Raw genomic sequence first — 25,405 nt, forward strand, 5'->3', positions numbered from 1 at the left:
TTACAATTGTCAATAAATATTTTTAGTTTTTAGACGAAAAAACTGGCTTATCGATACCGACAAGCCAGCTTGATAACAATTGATTATAACACACGATGTAAAAATTCTTTGGTCCGTTCTTCTTTAGGATTCACAAAGATATCTTCTGGTGTGCCTTCTTCTGCGATCACACCTTTATCCATGAAGATAACGCGATCGGAAACTTCTTTAGCGAAACTCATTTCATGGGTTACGATGATCATCGTCAAACCAGTGTGTGCCAAGTCGTCCATCGTTTTTAGAACTTCTCCCACCATTTCTGGGTCAAGGGCAGAAGTCGGTTCATCAAACAGCATAACATCTGGTTCCATCGATAGGGCGCGGGCGATAGCGACACGTTGCTTTTGTCCGCCGGAAAGCTGAGAAGGTCGGGCATCCACGAAACGTGACATACCGACTTTTTCAAGATTTTCTAGAGCAATCTTTTTCGCTTCCGCTTTGTTTCTTTTCAAGACCGTTGTTTGACCGGTCATGCAGTTTTCCAAAACGTTCATATTGTTGAACAAGTTGAAAGATTGGAAAACCATTCCTAGGTTGGTACGGTATTTTGATAAGCTGTAATCCGCATCTAGAACATTTTTTCCTTTATAGACGATCTCGCCGCTGGTTGGTTTTTCCAGAAGGTTGATACAGCGAAGCAGTGTCGATTTACCAGAACCGGAGGAACCGATGATAGTAACGACTTCTCCTTGATTGACTTTAACATTGATATCTTTTAAAACTTCATTTTCACCAAAGCTTTTTTTCAGGTGATTGATTTCGATGATTGTGTTTGACATGTGTCTGCCTCCTTATTTTTCTTCTGGCACGATTTCTTCGGCTTCATCTAACTGCACATAAGAAGCTGGTCCATCGATTCGTTTTTCTACAAGGCGTAAAATCCGGGTGATCACGAAGGTCATCACAAGGTAGATGAGCCCGATGATCGTAAAGACTTGGAAAAATTGGAAGTTTGCGCCAGAGGCCGAATTTCCTTGGAAAAACAAGTCGGCTACGCCGATAACACTCAATACGGAAGTATCTTTGATATTGATAACAAATTCATTCCCGGTAGCAGGCAAGATGTTGCGTAATACTTGCGGCAGGACGACTTTACTCATTGTTTGTCCATGAGTCATCCCGATGGCTTGAGCGGCTTCAAACTGTCCTTCATCAACAGCGAAGATCCCACCGCGAACGATCTCAGACATGTATGCTCCAGTATTGATAGACAGGATTAAAAGCGCCGCAACTGTTTTGTTCAAATTAAGCCCAAAGACCATTGCCACACCGTAGAAAATAACCATCGCTTGTACCATCAATGGTGTGCCGCGGAAAACTTCGATATAAAGCGAAAGCAGCCAATTTGCCAGTCTTTGGAAAAATGCTGTGATTTTATTTTCAGATTTAGGGATCGTACGGAAAACACCGATCAGTAAACCGATGATCGTTCCGGCGATCGTACCAAACAATGCGACACCTAATGTTAAGACGGCACCCCGCAAGAACATCATACCGTATTGTTCGATGATTTTTTTGAAATCACCAATCAGGCCAGTATCTTCTTCTTCATCAGAAGTTGCTGCCGGCTGATCAAGAATCGCTTGATCCATCAAATCGACCCGATCAGCTGAAGAGATACCAGCTAGGATCCCATTGACTTTTTGGACATCAGGATCGCCTTTACGCATCCCAACGGCCACTTGTACATCTTCAGGATTGGTTTCAAAACCTTGACCATCTTCAAATTCGATCATTTTCATGTTTTTGTCGACACTTTCAGCGGTCACGCCTTCTGGACGTTCGCTGACATAGCCGTCGATCACACCAGAAGATAAGGCGGTCCGCATTGCTGAAAAGTTATCCATCGCCTGTTCTTTTTTGACATCAGGGATCTGATCGATAACATTATAGTGGAATGTGTTCAGCTGCGCAGTGATCGACGCACCAGCGAAATCTTTTAAGCTTTTGGCATTTGCATAATCGCTGTCTTTACGAGTCACAATGACTAGTTGAGATTCATAGTAAGGATCGGTAAAATCGATCTCTTTTCTCCGTTCGGCAGTTGGCGACATCCCGGCGATGATCGCGTCGATCTTGCCGGCTTTTAAGGCTGGCGCCAAACCGTCCCATTTGATTTGCTGGACGACTAATTTTTTCCCGAGACCGTCAGCGACTTTTTTGGCGATCTGAACATCATATCCGCCGGCATAAGCCTGCTGACCTGAAATCTTGACTGCACCGTTTGCATCTGTTTGTTGGGACCAGTTAAAAGGAGCATAGCCCGCTTCTAATCCGACCCGAAACTCATCAGCGGGTGTTTTTTCATCTGCCGATGCTGTCAGAGCGCCTCCTAAACTAAAGATTGAAATCAAAAATGCTAATAATACTGTTACCGAAACCGTTTTTTTCATAACTTTCTCCTTTGTCATTTAATTGAACGAGATAAGGCAATAGGGCTGGCAACGTCGATAAAAAAAGACAGCCGTACCCTATGAAAAGGAACGGCTGTTGACTGTTTTTGATTAGTCGACAAGCCTCTCACAAAACATAGCGCATCTTAGCTTATGCTAAGACAGTCCACAAGCTGTTAACTTGTGTCCCAACAAACAAATCAAGCAAAATTTATTCATTTCGGCGATGTTCCCTAGTCCTGCTTCAACGCATTGCTTTGCTCCACAGTGTTAATGAACCTCGCGACCTCTACCTCAGTGAATGAGGCATCTCGTATTTAGTTGTTTCGTACATATAAAGACTACCCGAACTGTTATTGTTTGTCAATCAATTTGCGCATAAAAACGCAAAAAAAGTTATAACAGTGCGTAATTACGCCATTTAAAATCCTTATAAGATAAAGTTTATACTTTGTATTAAATAATTATACAATAAAGGTATGTAAAAAAACGACTGAACAGCCAGAAGGATTCCGGTTATTCAGCCAGCTTTTAATATTTTAAGCGACTTTTGCTTTCGGTTCACGGCCTAAGATCGCTTGCAGAACAGTCAAACCGATCAATAATCCTAAAACCAGATAGATCAGACTTGAATATTGTGTGATCCCCCAGCCCCATGTACGATAAACGGCTAATGAGATGGTTAAAACGATCGCTGCCAATACATTGAATAAAGCAAATGCCCAAAGATTGCCGTTTTCTTTACGTGCTAAATAAAAAATCGAGAAGAAAAGACTTAATGCAAACCAGGCGATACAAACAAGGATGATTGCCCAATAAATAATAAACGGTACCATATAGATTCACCTCACTTTTATTCAGAGCTATTTTACCACGTTTTCTCAAAGGTGTCATGAAGAGCTTGAAAGAAACTGAACAAAAAGAAAGAAATCGATTGACGATTTCATGTCTTTAAGCTAGTTTGTATAAGTAAACAATTGAAGAAGGAGTGTTTGATATGTGGTTTGCATCGGCAATCATTACGATTTTAGCATGGGGTGCCGCCGATCTTTTCTATAAAAAAGGCAATAATGAAGCCGATCGCCATAGTGCCATGAAAACAACGATCATGGTAGGGTTGGTGATGGGTCTGCATGTCTTATTCTATTATGTTATTTACCAAGGAATCAGTTATGACTGGAAAAATCTTTTGCTTTATCTGCCGGTTTCAGGGATGTATATTTTATCAATGGCCATCGGATATTTTGGTCTGCGGTATATCGAAGTTTCGATTTCTTCTCCTATCAGCAATTCCTCCGGTGCGGTAACAGCGCTTCTGGGATTTTTGATCATGGGCAATGCCATCAACGGTGTGCAGCTGGTAGCGATTCTGTTGATCTTGATAGGTATTTTATTCCTATCGATCCTTGAAAAAAAAGAAGAGAACGCGGAACTTGCCGCTGAGGGAATCGAGATCGATCGGAAGTATCGCTTTGGAGCGGTTGCGATCATCTTCCCGATCTTATATATGGTCATTGACGGCTTGGGCACATTTTTAGACAGCTATTATTTGGAATATAAAAATATCATGCCAGAAGACCAAGCAAATATGAGTTATGAATTGACCTTTCTGATCGTAGCATTGATTTTATGGGCCTATTTAGAAATCGTAAAGAAAGAAAATGTGATTGTTTTTCGAGAACGGGACAAAGGATTCGCTGCGTTGTTCGAAACGATCGGACAATTTTTCTATGTTGGGGCTATTTCCTCAAGAGAAGCGATCATCGTAGCACCATTGATCTCCGCTTACGCCATCGTATCTGTGATTTTAGGACGGATCTTTTTGAAAGAAAAACTGACCTTCAAACATTATTTGGTGATTGCCGCTATTATGATCGGTATCATGATCTTAGGTTTTTATGACGCGTAAAGAAATATAGCGTTCAAGTGTTAACCAACTGACAACAGCAAGTGCAAAAAAAATTTTTGTTCTTGCTGTTTTTCTGTATCTTTTTCAAAGAAAAGGTATACTAAAAGACGAGGTGAGATCATTGGAAAAGATCGAAAAAGCACAAGCAGCAAGAATGATCCAACAAGCTGATCGCATAACTTTTCTAACAGGAGCCGGTGTATCGACCGCTTCAGGAATCCCTGATTATCGTTCGCTTCAAGGCGTTTATCATGGAGTGGAACAACCGGAATACTTGCTAAGTGATGAGTGTCTGATCAATGAACCGGATAAATTTTATCGATTCGTCAAGCATTTGTATCATCCTAACGCACAGCCGAATATCATTCATGAAAAAATCGCCGCATTGGAACGATCAAAATCAGTCTGGACAGTTTCTCAAAATATCGATGGACTGCACCGTAAAGCCGGCAGCCGTCAGTTAGTTGATTTTCATGGGACGCTGTATCATTGTTATTGTCGAAAATGCGGTCAAACAGCGGACTGGCAAGAATACTTGGTCAGTGATCGACATACTGGCTGCGGCGGACAGCTGCGCCCGGACATCGTTCTCTATGGCGAAGGATTTTCTGATGAAACGCTGCAACAGGCGGTAGAGGCAGTTGCAGCGGCAGAACTTTTGGTGATCGTCGGTACGTCATTTCAAGTACATCCGTTTTGTGATCTGATCTATTATCGACAAGCAAATGCTCAGATCTTGGCCATCAATCAAACCGAGATCTATATGGATGCACCTTTTTCTATGGTGCAAAGTGCTGGTGAAGCAGTATTTCAACTTATTTAACTGGAGGACTTTCAATGAAAACCGAAAAAGAAAAAATGATCGCAGGAGAATTATATTTTTCTGAAGATCCCGAATTAGTAGCCGAGCGCAAACAGTCACGATTGCAAATGCGCTTGATCAATCAGGAGTTGGATGATGCGATCCGCAGTCAATTGATCAAAGAGACATTCGGTCAGACAGCCGGCAAGGTCTACATAGAGCCGCAGCTCCATTTTGATTATGGCTATAACATCTCTGTTGGGAAGAATTTCTACGCGAATTTCAATTGCACTTTTTTAGATGTCTGTCCTATCACGATCGGAGACAACTGCATGATCGGTCCCAACACACAGCTTTTGACAGCCCTGCATCCGTTAAATCCAGTCAAGAGAAATAGCGGTCTGGAAAGCGGCAAACCGATCACACTAGGGAATAATGTCTGGCTTGGCGGCGGTGTCATACTTCTTCCAGGAGTGACATTAGGAGATAATGTAGTGGTGGCAGCCGGCAGTGTTGTGACAAAATCTTTTGGTGATAACGTAGTGGTCGGAGGCAATCCGGCACGGATCATAAAAAATATCGAGATCGAACGGACCGAAGCCGATCCTTTAGCAGCACAACGGAAAAAAATCGATGGGCTGGATCAGCAGATCGCACATTTATTAGAAGCAAGGATGGATGCGGTAGCGGAAATCGCGGCAATCAAAAAGCAAGGAGCAACGCAAGTCTTAGATACCAAGCGAGAAGAGAAAGTTATCGAAAATATAGGGGAAGCGGTAAAAAATCCCGATTACCGAGAAACGATCCAAGAAACTTTTAAAGATGTCATGAAGCACTCGCGGATGTATCAGGCAAAAAAAATCAAAGGAGTGGATTGATTTGGAGGGAACAGTGCGGCGTGAAGAGATTTTAAACCAATTGAAAAAAGCGGAAAAACCTATCAGCGCAAGCAAGTTTGCTCAGCGATTTGGAGTCAGCCGTCAAATCATTGTCGGAGACATCGCTTTGATGCGGGCGGCAGGGATCGGTATCGTGGCAACTGCGCGAGGGTATCGTCTGGAAAAAGAAGAAATCGACGGAAAAGTAAGCAAGATCGCAGTCCAACATGATGCTTCTCAGATTCGGGAAGAATTTGAAACGATCTTAGCTTACGGTGGCGAAGTAATCGATGTGATCGTGGAACATGAATTGTACGGCGAGTTAGTAGGCGGACTTTATATCAAAAATGAAAAAGATATTGATGATTTCCTGAGCCGCTATCAAAAAGCCGGTGCCAGTTTATTGTCTGATTTGACAAAAGGCATCCATCTGCATACGATCCGTTATCAAAAAGAGGAAGATCTTGAAAGAATCAAACAAGCGCTAGCTGAAAAAGGAATTCTATATCAAGAAAATTGAGGGGTATGACCATGATAAAAGACGCATTACTGATCATCGATCTGCAAAACGGGGTTTGTCCAGATCCAGAAGATACGCAAGTCAAAGAAATCATAGCACTCACCAATTACCGAATCGATAAATATCGTCAAAGTAGTCAGCCAATTATTTTTATCCAACATGAAGACGAAGAACTGGTTCCTGAAAGCAGACAGTGGCAGCTCTTGTCAGAATTAGATACGCGACCAACTGATTTATTTGTCGGCAAAACGCATGCGGACTCGTTTTATCATACCGATTTGCAAGGGATATTGGATTCATTGTCTGTGCAAAGTTTGGAGATCGTTGGCGCGCAAACCGAGTATTGCATGGATGCCACGATCAAGGCAGCCTACGATCGGGGATATCAAATCCAATTGATCGCTGACGGTTGGCTGACCTATGATAATTCATTTATGACAGCGGAGCAGACCAATCGTTTCTTTCAAGGGATCTGGCAGGATCGCTTTGCTGACATCATTTCAGAAACTGAATAAAAAAATAAAAAAAACGCTGGATCGCGAAGATCCAGCGGTTTTTTATTATTCGATAACTAAAACGCCTTTTTCTAATGAGAAAGGATTTTTTTCGTTGATGTAATCATAGAACATTACACCGTTCAAATGGTCGATCTCATGCTGAACGACGATCGCTTCATAATTTTTCAAACGAACTTTATGCTTTTCGCCGTTTTCGTCGTAATAAGAAACAGTGACACGGGCATGGCGAACGACATAACCGGGTACTTCCCGATCAACAGAAAGACATCCTTCCCCTTCTGCTAGGCAAGCATCTTGAACAGAATGGCTCACGATTTTAGGATTGTACATTACAGCGCTGAACACAGGCTCTGTCTTTTCAGGATCACTGTCAGGCACATGGACAGCTGCGATCCGTTTGGAAATATCTAATTGCGGTGCAGCAAGTCCTACGCCCCCGCGTAATTGTAATTCTTCAGCTTTGACTGGATCTTGGCTGTTTTTCAAGAATTCCAGCATTTCTCGACCTAATTTTACTTCTTCTTCAGTTGGAGGTAAGGAAACTTCTTTCGCGACTTCGCGTAAAGTTGGATTACCTTCGCGGATAATATCATCCATTGTTATCATGTATCTTCCACCTCTAGAGTTGATTTGTAGATTATTAAATAGTTTAACACAAAAGGCTTCTCCCTGTAAAAATACTGTTTGATTCTTTGGATATTTTAAAGTTTATGAAATGATATTTCATATAAAATTAAAAAAATAAGAAAAAACATTGCTTTTAGAAAAAGGATGTCGTATACTTTCATTGTAATCGGTTGCGACAAGCGAAAGGATGTAGGAGAACATGTTTGGTTTTTCTGTGTTTATGAATGAAGAAATGACACAAGAGACGGTCAATTATATTAATGAGATGGCACAATCTGGCTTCAAGGGTATATTTACTTCAATGCATATTCCTGAAGATGATGCAGCGTGTTACCGTCAACGTTTGACTGTTTTAGGAGAGCAAGCGAAAAAAAATCATCTGGACTTGATGGTAGATATTTCTGGAGAAGCACTGACAAGAGCTGGCTTTTCTTTTACAAAAATTGATGAACTGCTGCAATTGGGTGTAACCGGTTTACGGATGGATTATGCAATCAGTAATCAGCAGATCGCCCAGCTTTCTCATCAATTGAAGGTAGCGTTAAATGCAAGCACTATCTCACAAAAAGATATTGACGAACTGCAGACAAGCGGAGCAGATTTTTCAAATCTGGAGGCATGGCATAATTATTATCCGCGTCCAGAGACCGGGTTGGAATCAGAGTGGTTCAATGAAAAAAACTGCTGGCTGAAAAAGGCAGGATTTACAGTACAAGCTTTTGTTCCAGGAGACAGTAATTTTCGAGGGCCATTATTTTCTGGTCTGCCGACATTGGAAGAGCATCGCGGGCAGCATCCGCTGGCCAGCACGCTGGCATTGTTGGCAACAAAAGCTGTTGATTTAGTCTATATCGGCGATGGGGGACTTACTCCTCAAACGAAGGAACAATTTGAAAAATTTCAAAACGATAATACGATCCTTTTACATCTAGCAGATATCGGATCAGATTATTATGAATACGTATTAGGCAGTCATGAAAATCGTCGAGATGAAGCAAGAGATGTCGTGCGCAGTGCAAATGCGCGTTTTCAAGAGATCCCATTGATCAAACCACAAAAGACCAATACAAGAGTTTATGGCAGCGTAACTGTCGATAACGAAAACTATCAACGCTATATGGGAGAAATCCAAATCTGTAAGAAGGATTTGCTTGCAGATGAAAAGGTGAATGTGGCGGGAAGAGTTATTTCCAAAGATTTGCCTTTGATCCAACAAATCAGCGCTGGTATGAAATTTTATTTAGAAAGAGATGATGAAGATGGAAAAAATCAATTTAGATAATTTAACAACAGAACGTAGAAATGAGGAAACTTTCGGATTAGATGAAATGACAGTTGTTGAGGCATGTCAAAAAATGAATTTGGAAGATCAAAAAGTTGCATCAGCTGTTGAAAAGGAACTATCAAGTATCGAAGCAGTAATCGAACAAACGATCCAATCTTTCAACAAAGGAGGACGCTTGATCTATATGGGCGCCGGAACTAGCGGACGGCTAGGGGTCTTAGATGCGGCAGAATGTGTTCCAACATTTGGTGTCGATCCTGGAATGGTCATCGGATTGATTGCAGGCGGCGAAAAGGCTATGACATTAGCCGTTGAAGGTGCTGAGGATTCTAAAGAATTAGGCGCTGAAGATCTTAAGAATTTAAGCCTTTCTGACAAAGATCTGGTAGTTGGGATCGCGGCAAGCGGGCGTACACCTTATGTGATCGGTGGTTTAGACTATGCTGCAAAAATCGGTGCAACAACAGCAACGATCTCTTGCAATAAACAAGCAGAGATTTCTAAACATGCACAATTTCCAATTGAAGTTGACTGCGGTCCGGAGTTTTTGACTGGATCAACTCGCTTAAAATCAGGAACTGCACAAAAGCTGATTTTAAATATGATCTCAACTATTTCAATGATTGGTATTGGTAAGGTTTACAATAATTTAATGGTAGACGTGAAACCTACTAATGAAAAATTGATCGAACGCTCTAAGCGAATCATCATGCAAGCAACAGAAACTGATTATGAAACAGCAGCAAAATATTTTGAAGAGGCAAATCAAAACGTCAAATTAGCGATCGTCATGATTTTAACTGACAGCAATAAAGTCGAAGCAACAGCGAAATTAGCAGATGCACGCGGTTTTGTTAAAAAAACCATGGGAGGGGAATAAAAATGGCAAAAGAAGAATTATCGTTAGAAGAATTGGCAAAAGAGATCTATAAAGGCGCCGGCGGTATGAACAATGTAGAAAGTGTCACTCATTGTATGACTCGTGTCAGAATGACCGTCAGAGACCGCTCATTGGTCAATGATGAAACATTGAAGAAGATCCCAGGTGTTCTTGGTGTCGTGGACGATGAGCAGCTTCAAGTGATCATCGGCCCTGGCAAGGTGAACAAAGTCGCAAAAGAGATGGCGGATCAAGCCGGTGTTCAATTAGGAGAGACTATCGCTGTTCATACGAGCGGTAAGGACGCAGTAAATGCTAAAGCAGCTGAAGTAAAAGCAGCTCAAAAAGCACGCCAAAAGAAATCACCGATCAAAGCAATTTTAAAAGATATATCTAATATTTTTGTACCGATGATCCCTGCCTTCGTCGGTGCTGGATTAGTTGCCGGGATCGCTTCAGTTTTATCAAACTTAGTGACTGCCGGAAACTTGGATGCTGCAACTTGGCAACAATATATCGATGTATTAAATATCTTAAAAAACGGTCTGTTCACTTATCTGGTGATCTATACCGGTGTGAGCGCTGCGCAAGTGTTTGGTGCTACACCAACACTTGGCGGAGTCATCGGTGCAGTTGTCACTTTGACTGGGATGAATCCAGAAACACCGCTGACCAACTTGTTCACTGGTCAGCCGTTATTGGCGCAACAAGGTGGTATCTTGGGCGTTATCTTCGCAGTTTGGCTGTTGGCACAATTGGAAAAATGGCTTCATAATGTCATTCCTGAATCGGTCGATATCATCGTGACACCAACACTTTGTCTTTTGGTTATCGGTCTGGCGGAAATCTTTTTGATCATGCCTTTAGCAGGGTTTATTTCAGACAGCCTTGTCGGTGCGATCAATTGGGTCGTTGAAGTCGGCGGAGCCTTCTCAGGATTTGTGTTAGGTGCGACTTTCTTGCCATTGGTAATGTTTGGGCTCCATCAAATCTTGACACCGATCCATGTACAAATGATCGATGCAACAGGTAGTACACAATTATTGCCTATTTTAGCGATGGCCGGTGCCGGACAAGTCGGAGCGGCACTTGCTTTATGGATTCGTTTGCGGAAAGATAAAGAACTAAGCGAAATGATCAAAGGGGCGTTGCCTGTTGGGGTCTTAGGGATCGGCGAACCATTGATCTACGGTGTGACATTGCCATTAGGGAAACCATTCATCACAGCTTGTATCGGCGGTGGTATCGGCGGCGCGATCATCGGTGCTATTGGTAATATCGGTGCAATCGCGATCGGACCTTCAGGTGCAGCCTTGATTCCATTGATTGCCGGCGGTCGCTGGTGGGGATATGTTTTAGGTCTATTAGGCGGTTATGCTGGCGGATTTGTCGCTACGTATTTCTTCGGTATTCCAAAAGATAAGCAAGCAGCAGTTGAAGAGTCTGCAACAACTGCATCAGAAGTTACAACAAATACAGCAGTCACAGTTGCCGGAACCACAGAATTGTTTGCGGTTGCGGAAGGAACAGTAAAACCTATTACTGAATCATCTGACAGCGTTTTTTCACAAAAACTGATGGGTGACGGATTCTTAGTTATTCCTGAAAATGGCACGATTTATTCTCCAGTAGAAGGGGTCGTTACATCGATTTTCCCAACAAAACATGCGATCGGATTGCAAACTGCAAGTGGATTAGAGATATTGCTCCATATGGGTGTCAATACGGTCGAATTGGAAGGAAAACCATTTGACATCAAAGTTACTGAAGGACAAAAGGTGACACCTTCGACAGTTGTTGCGGAAGTTGATTTGAACGCTATCAAACAAGCTGGAAAAGAAACTGATATGCTGGTGATCATAACAAACATGGATGCTGTTTCTGAAGATGTGTTGGAAAAAACCGGAACAGTCGGTTCTGCGATGCCGGTAATGAAAGTCACAACTGCATAATAAAATAAGAGGGGGAAACCCCTCTTATTTTTATGATATAATTACCGAGAAATCAAACAAAAGATGGTGAGAAAATGAGCGTAATCGCACGTATCGAGAGTATCCAAAATGAGCTTTCAGCCTCAGAAAAGAAATTATTCCGCTATATAAAAAAATATCCTGAAAAAGTTCCCTCTATGACGGCAGAACAGTTAGCTGTCGCGACAAAGATCAGTGCGCCGACTGTCGTGCGATTTGTCAAAAAAGTCGGTTATCAAAGTCTAACAGATTTTAAGATTCAGCTTTCTACGGAGATCCATCAGCCTGCTCCAGCAGCAGGATATTCAGACGTTGATCCCAGCGAATCTGTGGAAATTCTTAAAACGAAATTGAGCCATAATGCGCAGGTCACGATCCAAGAGACCGCTGATATCCTTAATGAGGAAGTATTGCTTTCTGCGATCTCTCTTTTGGAAGAAAAAGAAAAGATTTTCTTAGCAGGGATCGGTGCTTCAAAGCTCGTTGCAGAAGACATTCTGCAAAAATGGGGAAGGATCGGCAAAACCATCCGAATCGAGAACGATTATAATCAGCTGCTGCCTCATTTGATCAACAATCAAGATTCTTCGGTTTTATGGCTGGTCTCCAATTCTGGACAAACCCCAGAAATTGTTCGATACGCGGAACATGCCAAGAAATTGAAGATACCGGTCATATCTTTGACGCGATTCGGCGGCAATCCATTAGCAAAAATCGCGGACGTGGCGATCCAAGTTTCTCGTCCAAAGGAATCTAGTCAGCGAAGTGCTGCGACCAACTCGATCATCGCTCATTTTTTAGCGGTAGATATTCTATTTTATCTATTTATCAGCCGCAACAAAGAAAATGCCGACAAGATCTCTCGTTCAAGAGAAGTCATCCAAGAGTTTCGTGATAAATACTTATAATAAGCCGTTAACAATAAAGGAAGCAGCAATAAAAAACTTGCTTTTTGGCTATAAATCAAGTAAAGTATATCTGTGCATAACGCACCACCTGTCACTTGGTTTAACGAATCACCAACGTTTTACTCAGTTACAGGAAGAAAAAGCAGAAAGAGGTGAAAAACATGGCAATTTCACAAGAACGTAAAAACGAAATCATCAAACAATACGCACGTCATGAAGGAGATACTGGTTCTCCAGAAGTACAAATCGCTGTGTTGACTGAAGAAATCAACCACTTGAACGAACACGCACGCGTTCACAAAAAAGACCACCATTCATATCGTGGACTTATGAAAAAAGTTGGTCATCGTCGTAACTTGTTAGCTTACTTACGTAAGACTGATGTTCAACGTTACCGCGAATTGATCCAATCTTTAGGATTGCGTCGCTAATCAAAATACGAAAAGTGAGATTCACAATGAATCTCACTTTTTTGCTACGAATTCCTTTTTTATGGATGCGATAGTGGTGGATCGCGATCCATATACAATAAACTAAAAACAATTCTGTGAATCGTGGTACGGCTCACTACTAACCAAATGAAAGAAGCGGAAGCTCCGCTGTTTTCATTTGTTTAGTAGCAGCCCGCTGTTCACAGGGAAGGAGCATTTATGACAAAACAAGTATTTAAAACAACTTGGGGCGGACGCCCATTAGAAGTGGAAGTCGGTCAATTAGCCAAACAAGCTAATGGTGCAGTCTTAGTACGCTACGGAGATACCGTGGTATTAAGTGCCGCTGTGGCTTCAAAAGAAGCAAAAGACACAGACTTTTTCCCTCTAACGATCAATTACGAAGAAAAAATGTACTCTGTTGGTAAGATCCCTGGAGGTTTCATCAAACGCGAAGGCCGTCCAAGCACGGAAGCAACATTGACTGCCCGCTTGATCGACCGTCCGATCCGTCCAATGTTTGCTGAAGGCTTCCGTAACGAAGTCCAAGTAACCAACATCGTGATGAGTGTAGAACAAGATTGCTCACCAGCTATGGCAGCAATGTTAGGTTCATCATTAGCATTGTCTATTTCAGATATTCCTTTTGACGGACCGATCGCCGGTGTTGAAGTAGGACGTGTCAACGGCGAATACATCTTAAACCCAACTGTTGAACAAAATGAAACTTCTGATATCGATTTGACGGTTGCCGGAACGAAAAAAGCCATCAACATGGTTGAATCCGGAGCAGCTGAAGCTTCCGAAGAAGAAATGCTGGGAGCATTGCTTTTTGGTTTTGACGCTATCAAAGAATTAGTCGCTTTCCAAGAAGAAGTTGTCGCAGCTGTCGGTAAAGAAAAAATGACTGTGACATTGCTGCAAGTAGACGAAGCATTGAAACAAGAAATCTATGGTACTTATTATCCAATCATGAAAACAGCCGTTTTGACAGAAGAAAAATTGGCTCGTGAAGACGAGATCGAAAAAGTCAAAGAAACTGTCAAAGAAGTCTATGCAGAAAAATTTGTCGGTGACGAAAACGAAGAACAATTGACAAAAGAAGTCAAACAAATCGCTGAAGATCTTGAAAAAGATGTAGTTCGCGAATTGATCACGATCGACAAGATCCGTCCTGACGGTCGTAAAGTAGACGAAATCCGTCCGTTAGCTTCTGAAGTGGGTCTTTTACCGCGAGTTCACGGTTCAGGTCTGTTCACTCGGGGACAAACACAAGCATTGTCTGCTTGTACATTAGCACCTTTAGGCGAACATCAAATTATTGATGGATTAGGCGTGGAAGAATCTAAACGTTTTATCCACCACTATAATTTCCCTCAATTTTCAGTTGGATCAACAGGCCGCGCCGGTTCACCAGGTCGTCGTGAAATCGGACATGGTGCCTTAGGTGAACGAGCTTTAGCACAAATCATTCCTTCTGAAGCAGATTTCCCTTATACGATCCGTTTGGTAGCGGAAGTATTGGAATCTAACGGTTCTTCTTCACAAGCAAGTATCTGTGCCGGAACACTTGCGTTGATGGACGCTGGTGTACCGATCAAAGCACCAGTTGCTGGTATCGCGATGGGCTTGGTATCTGACGGAGAAAACTACACGATCTTGACTGATATTCAAGGTTTGGAAGATCACTTGGGAGATATGGACTTCAAAGTAGCCGGTACAAAAGACGGTATCACTGCTTTGCAAATGGATATCAAAATCCAAGGTATCACTGAACAAATCTTGAAAGAAGCTCTAGCACAAGCGAAAAAAGCTCGAATGGAAATCTTAGCGCAATTGACTTCAACGATCGCTGAACCACGTGAAGAGTTGAGTCCTTATGCACCTAAGATCGAAATGATCCAAATCGAACCTGCCAAGATCAAAGATGTGATCGGTAAAGGCGGCGATACGATTAATGGTATCATTGAAGAAACCGGCGTTAAAATCGATATCGATCAAGACGGTAAAGTATCGATCGCTTCTTCTGATGCGGAAATGATCAAAAAAGCCATCAAGATCATCGAAGACTTGACTAAAGAAATCAAAGTCGGCGAAGTTTACTTAGGTAAAGTTGTTCGGATCGAAAAATTCGGTGCATTCGTCAACTTGATCAAAGGCAAAGACGGCTTAGTCCATATTTCACAACTAGCGAAAGAACGCGTGAACAAAGTTGAAGACGTCGTTAAAGAAGGCGACGAAATCTTAGTCAAAGTTACTGAGATCGACAAACAAGGACGCGTCAACCTTTCACGTAAAGTGTTGTTGAATGATGAAGATAAAAAAAGTGAAACTAAGTAATTTCTAGATTATATATCCAGTAAAAGAAAGAATCGATGTTTTCGTCTATCAAGATGAAAACATCGATTTTTTTTAATTAAAATAAGATGTATTTTTGAAAAAACGTTTTAATTATTTTTAGTTTTTATTGAAATTATATTTCTTAGTGTTAAAATGATTTGGAAGGCGGTTACATAAAGCGCTTAACATATTTTATAAAGGAGAGATTTCAAATGGACAAACTGATGAAATGGGTTGAAGAAAAATTGGTTCCGCCAATGGCTAAAATCGGAACTCAGCGACATTTGCTTGCAATTCGTAATGGGGTTGTATCTACATTGTCTCTGATCCTGATTGGTACATTTTTCATGGTCTTTATCAATCTTCCTATTGATTCTTGGAAAGAAGCATTAGCACCTTATTCTGAAACGATTGTCATGCCGTATCGAATGACGATGGGTCTGATGGCAATCTATGCAACATTTGTAATGGGTTCTGATCTGGCCAAATCTTATAAACTGGACAGTGTTACTGGAGGAATATTATCTTTAGGAGCATTTTTCATGTTGCAAGTACCAGTCAATGTTACAACACCGAAGGATGCACCGCTTGGGTTCGTATTACCGATGGGTTCTTTGGGTGCTTCAGGGATGTTTGCCGGAATTTTAGCAATGATTTTTGCGGTAGAAACCTATCGCTTTTTTAAGACTCACAATATAACGATCAAAATGCCTGAACAAGTACCACCTGCTGTTGCCCGAAGTTTTGAAGCGTTGATACCTGGAACGGTCATTTTAACGATCGTCTGGTTGATTCGGGATGTGGCGGGCTTCGATGTAAACGGCGCATTATTGAAATTATTCCATCCATTGACTAATATTCTAGGAAATAATTTATTAGGTGTACTGTTGCCAATGTTCTTTATCCATTTACTATGGAGTTTCGGGATTCACGGAATGAGTATTGTCGGTTCTGTCGTTCGACCTATTTGGCTTATTATGTTGGATGAAAACGGAAAAGCACTAGCGGCAGGAACGGCTGCAGACAAACTTCCATATATTGCACCAGAACAATTTTATCAATGGACAGTAACAATCGGTGGGGCAGGTGCAACTCTTGCTGTATCATTTCTTTTCTTATTTTTCTGTAAATCAAAATTCTTAAAAGAAGTTGGCCGCTTTTCAATTATTCCTGGAATCTTTAATATCAATGAACCAATGATTTTCGGTGCACCAATGATGTTGAATCCTTATATGTTTATTCCGTTTAATTTGGTACCGTTAGTCTTATCTACAATTTCTTACTTTGCGGTAAAACTTGGCATGGTGAACGGGTTCACTACGATTCCTGCTTGGACATTGCCAGCTCCGATCGGTGGATTCATATCTGCTGGTAATGATTGGCGTATGGTTATTTTGATTATTATCAATCTGACTATTGCTACGATTATTTATTACCCATTTGTCAGAGCGTATGATAAAAAAATGTTATCTGATGAAAAAGTCAACGGTACTAATGAAGATTTGGCTGTAACAAATTGATCGATATGAGGTGAGAGAAATGCTTTACTGGTTATTTATTTTTATCGGCTTCTTGATTCTTTTTGTGGTCAGTCAATGGTTGCTGCACTGGCTTGAGATCCGCCAGATTAAGATCAATCGCTGGATTTGGGGATGGGCTTCTTTTCTGGTAGTACTTTTGCCCTACTTTATTTGGCCAAAGATGAACCATACAGTGCTGTTGATTCTATTTGTCTTTTGTGGTGTCTTTGCCATTAACTTTATGACTGAACAACATAAATGGATACAAAAAAACAGTCATATATAGCACAAAAAAGATAAGAATGTCTAATAGTAGACACATAACGACTCTATCAATAGATCATTTTTACAATGGAAGAAAAGAAGGGATTCGGTCATGATGAAATATGTAATCGGTGGAGACTGTGGCGGAACAAAGTCAGTATATTCTGCCTATGATATAGAAGGCAGATTTTTGTCAGAGATCACTCTCGGCGCAGCCAATCTTTTAGTCAATACGAAAAACAGCTTAAAAACGATGAGAAGCGGCGTGGAGCAACTGATTCAAAGTATGAATGGACAATGTCAAGGAATCGTATTAGGTATTGCCGGATTGGATACTTCAGGAATGCATGGAGAACTTCAAGAATTATTCTCAGATCTGCATATACCGCTATTTTTGATCAACGACGCGAAACTTTCATTATACGCTAAGCTTCAAGGAGAAGATGGTATTTTACTTGTAGCAGGGACTGGTTCCATAGCATTGGCAAAATACAAAGGTGATTTTTACCGAGCAGGTGGTTGGGGACATCTGTTGGGAGATGAAGGAAGCGGGTACTGGTTAGGAAAAAAAGCTTATCAGCAAGTTTCTTATGAACTAGATCATGAAAAAGAATTCAGTCCATTCGTCAAAGAATTTATTGAGTGGACAGGTCAAGAAACTCCGATGGCAACGATTCGCTCGTTTTATCAATTAGATAAATCTGAAGCGGCAAAAGCGGCACGTTTTGTAGCAGAGCGAGAAGATGAAATTTCCATAAACATCCTTAATCAAGCCGGTTTGTCACTTGCCGAGTTGGTAAAAACTTTGATACAAAAGGCAGAGATAACTGAAGTGCTGCCGGTAGCATTTTCCGGTTCAGTTCTTGAAAACAATCAACGGATTGCAGAGCAAGTTGAAAAAACACTGGGAAGTTCTTTCAAGCAAGTAAACACAAAGAATAACAAAATCACTCAGGGCGCTTGGTATTATTGGAGGGAAAGACAATGAGTTTAGCAATCGGACTCATGAGCGGGACATCTTTAGATGGGATCGATGTTGCTTTAGTTGATATAGAAGGTACAGAACAATCGATGAGATTGAAGTTGCTATCATTTGAAACTTATGATTATCCAGATGACTTACTAAAACAGATCAAAGAAGTGATCGAAGAAAAAGATCTTTCTCTTCAAAAAGTCTCTGCGTTGAACTTTGCGCTAGCTTATCAGTATGTAAATGCGGTAAAAAAATTATGCCGTGCAAATAATATCGTCTCTGAACAGTTGGCATTTGTAGCTAGTCACGGACAAACGATTTTTCACCAACCGTTTAAAGAAGGCGCGTTTCAGCCATCGACGTTACAGTTGGGGGATGCAAGTATCATGGCAAACGCACTGAAGACGACAGTTGTCTCCAATTTTCGAGAAGCGGATATGGCAGTTGGCGGGCAAGGAGCACCAATTGTTCCTTATTCAGAATATCTGCTTTATCGGTCTGACGAAAAAGATCGGATTTTACAAAATATTGGCGGGATCGGCAATTTAACTTTTATTCCCAAAAAAGCAAAATTAGATGATTTGTTCGCTTTTGACACAGGGCCTGGAAATATGGTTATCGATAGTTTAGTCACTCACTTTTATAATGAGTCCTTTGATAGAGATGGGATGTATGCTGCCAGAGGAACAGTGAAGAATGATTTGGTGGACAAATGGCTGTCACTTCCTTATTTTTCACAACCTTATCCCAAATCCACCGGTCGTGAATTATTTGGTAAAAAATTCATAGATGAGATTTTAGCTGACAATGAATTTCAAGCAGATGATTTGATTGCCAGTGCTACTTTCTTTACAGCAAAAAGCATCGCCTATCATGCCGTGCAGCTTACTTCAAATACAACAGAGCTGATCATTGGCGGTGGCGGCGCTCACAATAAAACGTTGATCAATATGCTAAAAGCATTGCTTCCTGATTATTTTGAAGTTCGTACTCAAGAAGATTTTGGGATTTCCTCCGACGCTAAAGAAGCAGTCGCCATGACGGTTTTAGCACAACATACGTTGGCAAAAATGCCTTCTAATGTACCCAGTGCGACAGGCGCGGATAGAGCTGTCATTTTGGGTAGGATCACACCTTATCAATAATAGAAACAAATTAGAAAGCTTGCCGAAATTTGGGCAAGCTTTTTTTATATCTACTACGCAAAAGAATCAAAATTTTTTCTAATCTTTTGGTGAAAATTTCCAAAAAGTATAAATCTAAATCCTGTTTTTTGGAAAAAACGACAAACGTTATTGTGGTAATTTTTCTATGAGGTGAAATGAATGTACGAATGTTTGTTAGAAAAAGAAGACAAAATTTTATTCAATATCTATCAGATATTAGCTGTTTCAAAACAATGCACATTAGATGATTTAGCTGCAGCATGCGAGCGGCCAGTTCGCTATATCAGAGATACGATCAATGAATGGGGCTTTGAAGGGTATCATTTGTCCTTGGGGATTGATTTTGTTTTACGAAAAAATCAAGTGAGTTTGCTAACAACAGAGCATTTTGATTCCCGCTATTTGTTCGCGTTTCTCCTTGAGCGAAGCAGTAAAATGACTATGTTGAGCAAGCTTTTGGAAAATCCGTCATGGGGATTGAAAGAAATCGAAAAGACGATATACAGCAGTCCTCAAACGATTCGCCGAAAATTTAGAGAGCTTTCTGTTCTTCTTGAATCTTACGAGCTTTCAGGAAGTTTTAACAAGGTTCCCGTGATTTGCGGAAAAGAAGCTCAACAGCGTTTTTTTCGATTTCATATCCGCCTGCTGCAGGAACCGCCCAAAGCACCAGTCGCACCGGAAACGTATTTTCAAATTTTAGAAATCATCAACTGCCAAAGACGGAGCCAAGGCTATTTTATTGATTCTGATTGGTTTGATCGAGCCTTTGTGGAACGATTCAACGGCCTGCCGGAATTTCGGGTGGATGATCGGGGCTTTTCTTTCTTGTGGCGGCAAATATTAGGACTGGAAGAGCTGTGGCCGGTAGGGATCAGTAAAGCCCTTCTAGTCGATCAGAGGATCTATCCTCTTGATCGTCGCTATACTTCCAGAATCGTGCGACAAAATATCATTCATGATATCAACCGACTGCATTTGGTGTGCTACTTATTTCAAGGTCCTTGCGCAGATCGCGTATTTGCTGATGAGGAGCTTTCAGGAGAGTGTCGGCAACTGGTCGCCTTTTTTGAAAAGAACCTGCCGCAATACCAGAAGATATTGGAGAAACATCCTGAGATTCCTTCCGCCTATGAAAAAATCTTGCGATATAGATATGGGAATCAAAAAAACGCGGCTGTTGCTGAAACAGCCAATAGTTACCAATAAAAAAAGGGATGATGACATGCGTCTATCAACCGTATCTGAACGCTATACATTTTGCGCTGTTACGCAGCGGCTAACCTAAAAGCTGGTGCTTTGCGGTAGCTGATGTATAGAGTATAGATACATCGAATAGATTGACGTTTGTCATATCCCGTTTTTTTATTTTTATTAGTTACTAGTTATTAGCGATTGTTTATTTTGTTTCACTTGGCAAAAGAATGGTTTGTCTTGCACCATCATCGTATGCGAAGATCTCTTTTGGCAGGTCAGACGAATAAGGAAACGGCAGATCGATATCCATTTCTACATCGCTGTCCTCTTGAGAAAAATGCATCGTAACTGTTCCGTTTTTATTGATCAAGTCAAACGCAATCAAATTATTCAAAGGAATGACTCCTTTTAAATCCAAATCAATAATGAACCAAATGCTATCGATCAATTCTCCGGGCATACTTGAAACGACGCCGACAGAAGCGTATCTACTGCGATTGCTATCAAAGACTTCAAACATAATCCTGACCTCCTTGTATCGTTATCATACTTCTATTATAGAAGAAATGAAAAAATGTTGCTCATATGAACACTTATTTTACGAAAGTGAACGTGAAAATGCAACAAGTCGGATAAAGAAAACGAGACGTTAATTAAAAATTAATCAACGTCCCGTACTGCTGGAAATTTTGTTTAGCGAGATCGATTTGCTTACTCTTCGCTAGCTGTATCGCCGATCACTTCAGGTTCCCCTGCTTCAGTCGTAAGGTCTTCTTCCACTTCTTGTGCTTCAGTCAATGAAACGACTTGTTCTTCAGGATCGGTCACGATAGTATAGTCTTCTGCACTTGGCAGATCAGAAACAGTCAGTGAATCACCGATTTCAAGATTTGTAACATCTACTTCGATACGTTCAGGCAATTTGTCAGGTGTTGCGGAAACAACAACGGTATAAAGTGTTTGGTTCAAGACACCGCCGGCTTTGACACCTGCTGCTTCGCCGACAAGTGTTACTTCGGCTTCTACTTCAGTTTCTTCAGACATATTTACTGATAAGAATTCAACGTGAGTCAAATGTTTGGTAAATGTATCAGATTGTGTTTGTTTTACCAAAGTATTGACTGTCTTGCCATCTAAGTTCATTTTGATTACTGCGTTTGCTCCATGTTCCCGCAGGATTTTGTCTAACTCCCGTGCGTTCACAGAAATCGGCGTACTTTCCACTTGATAACCGTTCACGATTGCGGGGATTTTTCCTTCATGGCGTAATTGATTACGCAACGAACGGGGACGGGTTTCTCTCTTACTTACTTCTAATGATACTGCCATAACTTAATTCCTCCTAAAATTTTCCTGTCTGACGACATTCATTTTTAAAAGCAAATCTCGTTAGTCTGCACATTAAGTGGTACGTGAGAACACGCAAAAGGGCAGCCGAAATACAGCTACCCAAGAAAGTTTTGGTTCAACTTTTCTCCACCAGGTCATAACGCTGTGTAGAAGAACTTTATTTACTTTACTCTTTAACCATAGGACGTTTTTTAAATTAAGTCAAGGATTTCGCCGTTGACTTGTTTTTAAAACATGGTTTTCGTTATAATAGCTCAGAAAGGAAAATCTGATGCGTTTAGATAAATTGATTGAAAAAGAACTGACAACCAGCCGCAAAGAGATGAAGCGTTTATTTGTGAGAGGAAAAGTAAAAGTAGACGGCAAGATCGAGCGGAGCGAAGCAAGAAATGTGGACAGCCGCCTGCATCATATCGAAGTAAACGGCAGAACGCTGAGTACCTCAGAAGCCTATTATTTACTGAACAAGCCGCAAGGTGTCGTGACCGCCAATCATGATCACCAGCATCAAACGGTCTTGGATCTGCTCTCGACAAATGATCGAAAAGAAAAACTAGCATCCGTAGGTCGTCTGGACCGTGACACAGAAGGTCTGGTTTTTCTAACAACAAACGGTCAGCTGGCGTATGAACTGCTTCATCCAGTAAAAAAAGTGACAAAATGCTACGAGGCTGTAGTCAATGGCGAAGTGACTACAGAAGATATAGCGGCATTTCAAAAAGGGATCGTCTTTCATGGCGGGGAAATTTGCCAGCCGGCACAATTGGAGATTCTATCCGCAACTGCAGAAGAAAGCCGAGTGCGGCTGATGATCCAAGAAGGAAAGTTCCATCAGGTGAAAAAGATGTTTTTAGCTTGCGGGAAAAAAGTCGTTTTTTTAAAACGCTATGGAATCGGGCCATTAATGCTGCCGGCTGATCTTACTATTGGCAGATATCGGGAATTAACCGTTGATGAACTGGAATCATTAAAAATCTATTTTTGTTAGAAGGAGTAATTATGAAATACAAAAATCTGTTATTTGACGTCGATGATACACTGCTTGATTTTCAAGCAGCAGAAAACCAAGCATTAGGAAGCTTATTTCAAACAGAAGGCATCCCGTTGACTCCGGAAATCAAAACCAGCTATCAAGCATTGAACCGAATGTTATGGGAAGAATATGAACAGGGAAAAAGATCCCGCGATGAAGTAGTCAACCAGCGCTTTGCTTTATTGTTCCAACAATTTGGAAAATCAGTTGACGGTATGCTGTTGGAAAAGCAATACCGCCAATTTCTAAATCAAGGGCATCAGCTATTAGGCAATAGCCGCGAGATCATTGCGGATCTGTCTGATAAAGCAGAATTATATGTTGTGACAAATGGAGTTTCTGATACACAATACCAACGTTTGACAGCATCGAAATTACTGCCTTATTTTAAAAATGTCTTTGTTTCAGAAGATACTGGATATCAAAAACCAATGAAAGAGTATTTTGATTATGTGTTTGACCGGATCCCTGATTTTAAAAAAGAAGAAACTGTAATCATCGGTGATTCACTGTCTTCAGATATTGCAGGCGGCAAACAAGCCGGGATCGATACGATTTGGCTCAATTCCGACGAAAACGTGAAAACAACTATCGCGCCTACTTATCGCATCAGCAGTTTGGATGAGATTTATACGATTTTAGCCAACTAGAAACAGGATTAAGCGTAGCATTTTCTGAAAATTTCGCTATAATAATACCTAGTGCAAATAAATTGAAAGAGGTTTTCTTTAATGACGAAAAACAAGCCGATTATAATAGGTGTGACTGGTGGTTCTGGTAGTGGTAAAACCAGTGTGAGTCGAGCGATATTCAATAATTTTCCGGATCACTCCATTATGATGCTTGAACAGGATTCTTATTATAAAGATCAAAGCCATTTAGCATTTGAAGAACGGCTAAATACTAACTATGACCATCCTTTTGCTTTTGATACCGATCTATTGATCGAGCATTTGGAAAAACTGCTGCATTATGAAGCGATCGAAAAGCCAGTCTATGACTATGTTGCCCATACTCGGAGCACTGCGACAGTGATCCAAGAACCTAAAGAAGTCATTATTTTAGAAGGCATCTTGATTCTAGAAGATGAGCGTTTACGTGACTTGATGGATATAAAAATCTATGTGGATACGGATGATGATATCCGAATCATCCGCCGAATCAAACGAGACATGGAAGAACGCGGACGAACATTGGATTCAGTTATTGAACAATATCTGTCAGTCGTAAAACCGATGTATCATCAATTTATCGAACCGACAAAACGTTACGCTGACATCATCGTGCCAGAAGGCGGCGAAAATCATGTAGCGATCGATTTAATCACTACAAAAGTCGCGACTTATCTTAAATAGCTCTCATTGTCTATGAAGGATCAAAGGATTAAATTATTAATTCTTTGGTCTTTTTTTATCGCGGTTTACAGTATATACTTTATTGTATATACTGTAAACGCATTCTAAAATACGGCTTTAAAGTTTCAAAAGAAATTTTGGAAATATATGTTTATCGAGTGGATTTTAATAGATATAGTTATTGACGATACCAGTGTTAAAAGAATGAACAATGATCTTAGTAAAACTAGTGTGGGTAATTGTGAAAACAGATTTTTAATTTAAAGATCTATCGTCGTTCACATGAATTTTTTGGAAGGCAGGAGCGTAATAGAAATATGAAGAACAAAACGATTTTTTTAGATATTGCCAATGAATTGCATAAACGGATTAATGAAGGAGTATACGTGACTAGCCAGAAACTACCATCTGAATATGATCTTGCTGAAGAATTTGGAGTCAGCCGTTTGACGATACGTAAAGCAATCGATTCCCTGATCAGTCAGAACATCTTAGTGAAAGAAAAAGGAAAAGGAACCTATGTTATGAAACAACCTAAAATCGCCAGTGGTTTGGGAGGATTATATGGGTTTACCGAAGCTGCTAAAAGACAAGGCAAACGTTCGAAAACTAAGATCATCGAATGCACCATAGCAGATCAGATGCCGGACAAGGTCAAACAAGCCTTTGGAAAGTATGCAGATGAAAAGATGATCCATTTGGTTCGCCAGCGTTTTTTAGAAGACGAGCCGATGACTGTAGAAGACATTTATGTCCTGCAACGTTACGTGTCAGAGTCGTCTATCGAACAGCTGGAAGAACAATCTTTATTTTCCGAGATCGAAAAAAATATCGAAATCGGCTATTCTCATCAAGAAGTCGAAGCTATCTTGGTGACAGAGGATTTGAGCAGGTTGTTGGATGTAGAAGTGGGTCAGCCATTACTATTGGTTCATTCCCTGACGTATTCCCCTTCTGCAAAACCGATTTTATATGATACTTCTTTCTATCGAGCGGACAAATACACATTTAAACATACATTACAGCGCAAACATTAAGAGGTGTGAA

Annotated in this window: 26 protein-coding genes and 1 riboswitch; of the genes, 20 read left to right on the plus strand and 6 right to left on the minus strand. The window is 40.9% G+C overall.

The features are described 5' to 3' along the window. Positions 1-83 precede the first annotated feature (83 nt). From EFB00_RS07485 to EFB00_RS07495, 3 genes are all read right to left on the minus strand, one after another. Entirely contained in the window at positions 84-818 is a 735-nt protein-coding gene (locus EFB00_RS07485) for an amino acid ABC transporter ATP-binding protein (protein ID WP_122646229.1), read from the minus strand. A gap of 12 nt (positions 819-830) precedes the next feature. Further along, a complete protein-coding gene (locus EFB00_RS07490; protein WP_420889754.1) occupies positions 831-2,432 on the minus strand; it encodes an ABC transporter permease subunit in 1,602 nt (533 codons plus the stop codon). A gap of 129 nt (positions 2,433-2,561) precedes the next feature. Further along, positions 2,562-2,732, minus strand: a riboswitch (Lysine riboswitch). A 239-nt stretch (positions 2,733-2,971) separates the two neighbouring features. Further along, positions 2,972-3,268, minus strand: a complete 297-nt coding sequence (locus tag EFB00_RS07495; RefSeq protein WP_122646231.1) for a hypothetical protein — start codon at positions 3,266-3,268, stop codon at positions 2,972-2,974. A 161-nt stretch (positions 3,269-3,429) separates the two neighbouring features. Between EFB00_RS07495 and EFB00_RS07500 the strand changes: the two genes are divergently transcribed. From EFB00_RS07500 to EFB00_RS07520, 5 genes are all read left to right on the plus strand, one after another. After that, positions 3,430-4,341, plus strand: coding sequence for an EamA family transporter (locus EFB00_RS07500; RefSeq protein WP_122646232.1), 912 nt, complete (start codon positions 3,430-3,432; stop codon positions 4,339-4,341). A gap of 121 nt (positions 4,342-4,462) precedes the next feature. Next, entirely contained in the window at positions 4,463-5,164 is a 702-nt protein-coding gene (locus EFB00_RS07505; RefSeq protein WP_122646233.1) for an NAD-dependent protein deacylase, read from the plus strand. Between the two features lie 14 nt (positions 5,165-5,178). Next, positions 5,179-6,021, plus strand: coding sequence for a chorismate mutase (locus EFB00_RS07510; protein WP_122646234.1), 843 nt, complete (start codon positions 5,179-5,181; stop codon positions 6,019-6,021). 1 nt (position 6,022) lies between these two features. Next, the gene (locus tag EFB00_RS07515) at positions 6,023-6,541 is read left to right on the plus strand and encodes a transcription repressor NadR (protein ID WP_122646235.1); all 519 of its coding nucleotides are present in this window, start codon (positions 6,023-6,025) and stop codon (positions 6,539-6,541) included. An 11-nt stretch (positions 6,542-6,552) separates the two neighbouring features. Then, positions 6,553-7,056 carry a cysteine hydrolase family protein gene (locus tag EFB00_RS07520; protein ID WP_206423468.1) on the plus strand — a complete coding sequence of 168 codons (504 nt, stop codon included), beginning with the start codon at positions 6,553-6,555 and terminating at the stop codon, positions 7,054-7,056. Between the two features lie 45 nt (positions 7,057-7,101). Here EFB00_RS07520 and def read toward each other — a convergent pair whose 3' ends face one another. After that, positions 7,102-7,665: a peptide deformylase gene (gene def, locus EFB00_RS07525; RefSeq protein WP_122646237.1), complete on the minus strand. Its 564-nt coding sequence runs from the start codon at positions 7,663-7,665 to the stop codon at positions 7,102-7,104. A 220-nt stretch (positions 7,666-7,885) separates the two neighbouring features. Between def and EFB00_RS07530 the strand changes: the two genes are divergently transcribed. The 11 genes from EFB00_RS07530 (at position 7,886) to EFB00_RS07580 (ending at position 20,632) form a co-directional block, all read left to right on the plus strand. Next, positions 7,886-8,968, plus strand: coding sequence for a DUF871 domain-containing protein (locus tag EFB00_RS07530; RefSeq protein WP_122646238.1), 1,083 nt, complete (start codon positions 7,886-7,888; stop codon positions 8,966-8,968). Further along, the gene (gene murQ / locus EFB00_RS07535; RefSeq protein ID WP_122646239.1) at positions 8,946-9,851 is read left to right on the plus strand and encodes an N-acetylmuramic acid 6-phosphate etherase; all 906 of its coding nucleotides are present in this window, start codon (positions 8,946-8,948) and stop codon (positions 9,849-9,851) included. The genes EFB00_RS07530 and murQ overlap by 23 nt, the downstream gene beginning before the upstream one ends. 2 nt (positions 9,852-9,853) lie before the next feature. Continuing rightward, entirely contained in the window at positions 9,854-11,803 is a 1,950-nt protein-coding gene (locus tag EFB00_RS07540; protein WP_122646240.1) for a glucose PTS transporter subunit IIA, read from the plus strand. Positions 11,804-11,877: 74 nt separating this feature from the next. Further along, positions 11,878-12,729 carry a MurR/RpiR family transcriptional regulator gene (locus tag EFB00_RS07545; protein WP_122646241.1) on the plus strand — a complete coding sequence of 284 codons (852 nt, stop codon included), beginning with the start codon at positions 11,878-11,880 and terminating at the stop codon, positions 12,727-12,729. Positions 12,730-12,890: 161 nt separating this feature from the next. Next, positions 12,891-13,160, plus strand: coding sequence for a 30S ribosomal protein S15 (gene rpsO / locus EFB00_RS07550; RefSeq protein WP_122646242.1), 270 nt, complete (start codon positions 12,891-12,893; stop codon positions 13,158-13,160). Between the two features lie 219 nt (positions 13,161-13,379). Further along, a complete protein-coding gene (pnp, locus tag EFB00_RS07555; RefSeq protein WP_122646243.1) occupies positions 13,380-15,500 on the plus strand; it encodes a polyribonucleotide nucleotidyltransferase in 2,121 nt (706 codons plus the stop codon). A gap of 212 nt (positions 15,501-15,712) precedes the next feature. Then, positions 15,713-17,020 carry a PTS sugar transporter subunit IIC gene (locus tag EFB00_RS07560; protein WP_122646244.1) on the plus strand — a complete coding sequence of 436 codons (1,308 nt, stop codon included), beginning with the start codon at positions 15,713-15,715 and terminating at the stop codon, positions 17,018-17,020. Positions 17,021-17,039: 19 nt separating this feature from the next. Then, the gene (locus tag EFB00_RS07565) at positions 17,040-17,306 is read left to right on the plus strand and encodes a diacylglycerol kinase (RefSeq protein WP_122646245.1); all 267 of its coding nucleotides are present in this window, start codon (positions 17,040-17,042) and stop codon (positions 17,304-17,306) included. Between the two features lie 90 nt (positions 17,307-17,396). Next, positions 17,397-18,272: an N-acetylglucosamine kinase gene (locus tag EFB00_RS07570; RefSeq protein ID WP_122646246.1), complete on the plus strand. Its 876-nt coding sequence runs from the start codon at positions 17,397-17,399 to the stop codon at positions 18,270-18,272. Beyond that, positions 18,269-19,402 carry an anhydro-N-acetylmuramic acid kinase AnmK gene (anmK, locus tag EFB00_RS07575; protein ID WP_122646247.1) on the plus strand — a complete coding sequence of 378 codons (1,134 nt, stop codon included), beginning with the start codon at positions 18,269-18,271 and terminating at the stop codon, positions 19,400-19,402. Before EFB00_RS07570 ends, anmK begins: the two co-directional genes overlap by 4 nt. A gap of 180 nt (positions 19,403-19,582) precedes the next feature. Then, positions 19,583-20,632, plus strand: a complete 1,050-nt coding sequence (locus tag EFB00_RS07580) for a helix-turn-helix domain-containing protein (protein WP_122646248.1) — start codon at positions 19,583-19,585, stop codon at positions 20,630-20,632. Positions 20,633-20,822: 190 nt separating this feature from the next. Here EFB00_RS07580 and EFB00_RS07585 read toward each other — a convergent pair whose 3' ends face one another. Next, positions 20,823-21,140, minus strand: coding sequence for a DUF960 domain-containing protein (locus EFB00_RS07585; RefSeq protein ID WP_122646249.1), 318 nt, complete (start codon positions 21,138-21,140; stop codon positions 20,823-20,825). A gap of 191 nt (positions 21,141-21,331) precedes the next feature. Then, a complete protein-coding gene (locus EFB00_RS07590; RefSeq protein ID WP_122646250.1) occupies positions 21,332-21,949 on the minus strand; it encodes a 50S ribosomal protein L25/general stress protein Ctc in 618 nt (205 codons plus the stop codon). 292 nt (positions 21,950-22,241) lie between these two features. Between EFB00_RS07590 and EFB00_RS07595 the strand changes: the two genes are divergently transcribed. The 4 genes from EFB00_RS07595 to EFB00_RS07610 all read left to right on the plus strand — a co-directional run bounded on the left by EFB00_RS07595 (position 22,242) and on the right by EFB00_RS07610 (position 25,395). Further along, positions 22,242-22,958 (plus strand): 16S rRNA pseudouridine(516) synthase, encoded by a 717-nt coding sequence (locus EFB00_RS07595; RefSeq protein ID WP_122646251.1) that lies wholly within the window; start codon positions 22,242-22,244, stop codon positions 22,956-22,958. Positions 22,959-22,969: 11 nt separating this feature from the next. Next, positions 22,970-23,653, plus strand: a complete 684-nt coding sequence (locus EFB00_RS07600; protein ID WP_122646252.1) for a YjjG family noncanonical pyrimidine nucleotidase — start codon at positions 22,970-22,972, stop codon at positions 23,651-23,653. Positions 23,654-23,734: 81 nt separating this feature from the next. Next, entirely contained in the window at positions 23,735-24,358 is a 624-nt protein-coding gene (gene udk / locus EFB00_RS07605; protein ID WP_122646253.1) for a uridine kinase, read from the plus strand. Positions 24,359-24,675: 317 nt separating this feature from the next. Then, the gene (locus tag EFB00_RS07610; RefSeq protein WP_122646254.1) at positions 24,676-25,395 is read left to right on the plus strand and encodes a GntR family transcriptional regulator, LSA1692 subfamily; all 720 of its coding nucleotides are present in this window, start codon (positions 24,676-24,678) and stop codon (positions 25,393-25,395) included. The last annotated feature ends 10 nt before the right edge of the window (positions 25,396-25,405 follow it).

Origin of the sequence: Enterococcus mediterraneensis, assembly GCF_900604485.1 — a bacterium.
In the GTDB taxonomy this organism is placed as follows: Bacteria; Bacillota; Bacilli; order Lactobacillales; family Enterococcaceae; genus Enterococcus_C; species Enterococcus_C mediterraneensis.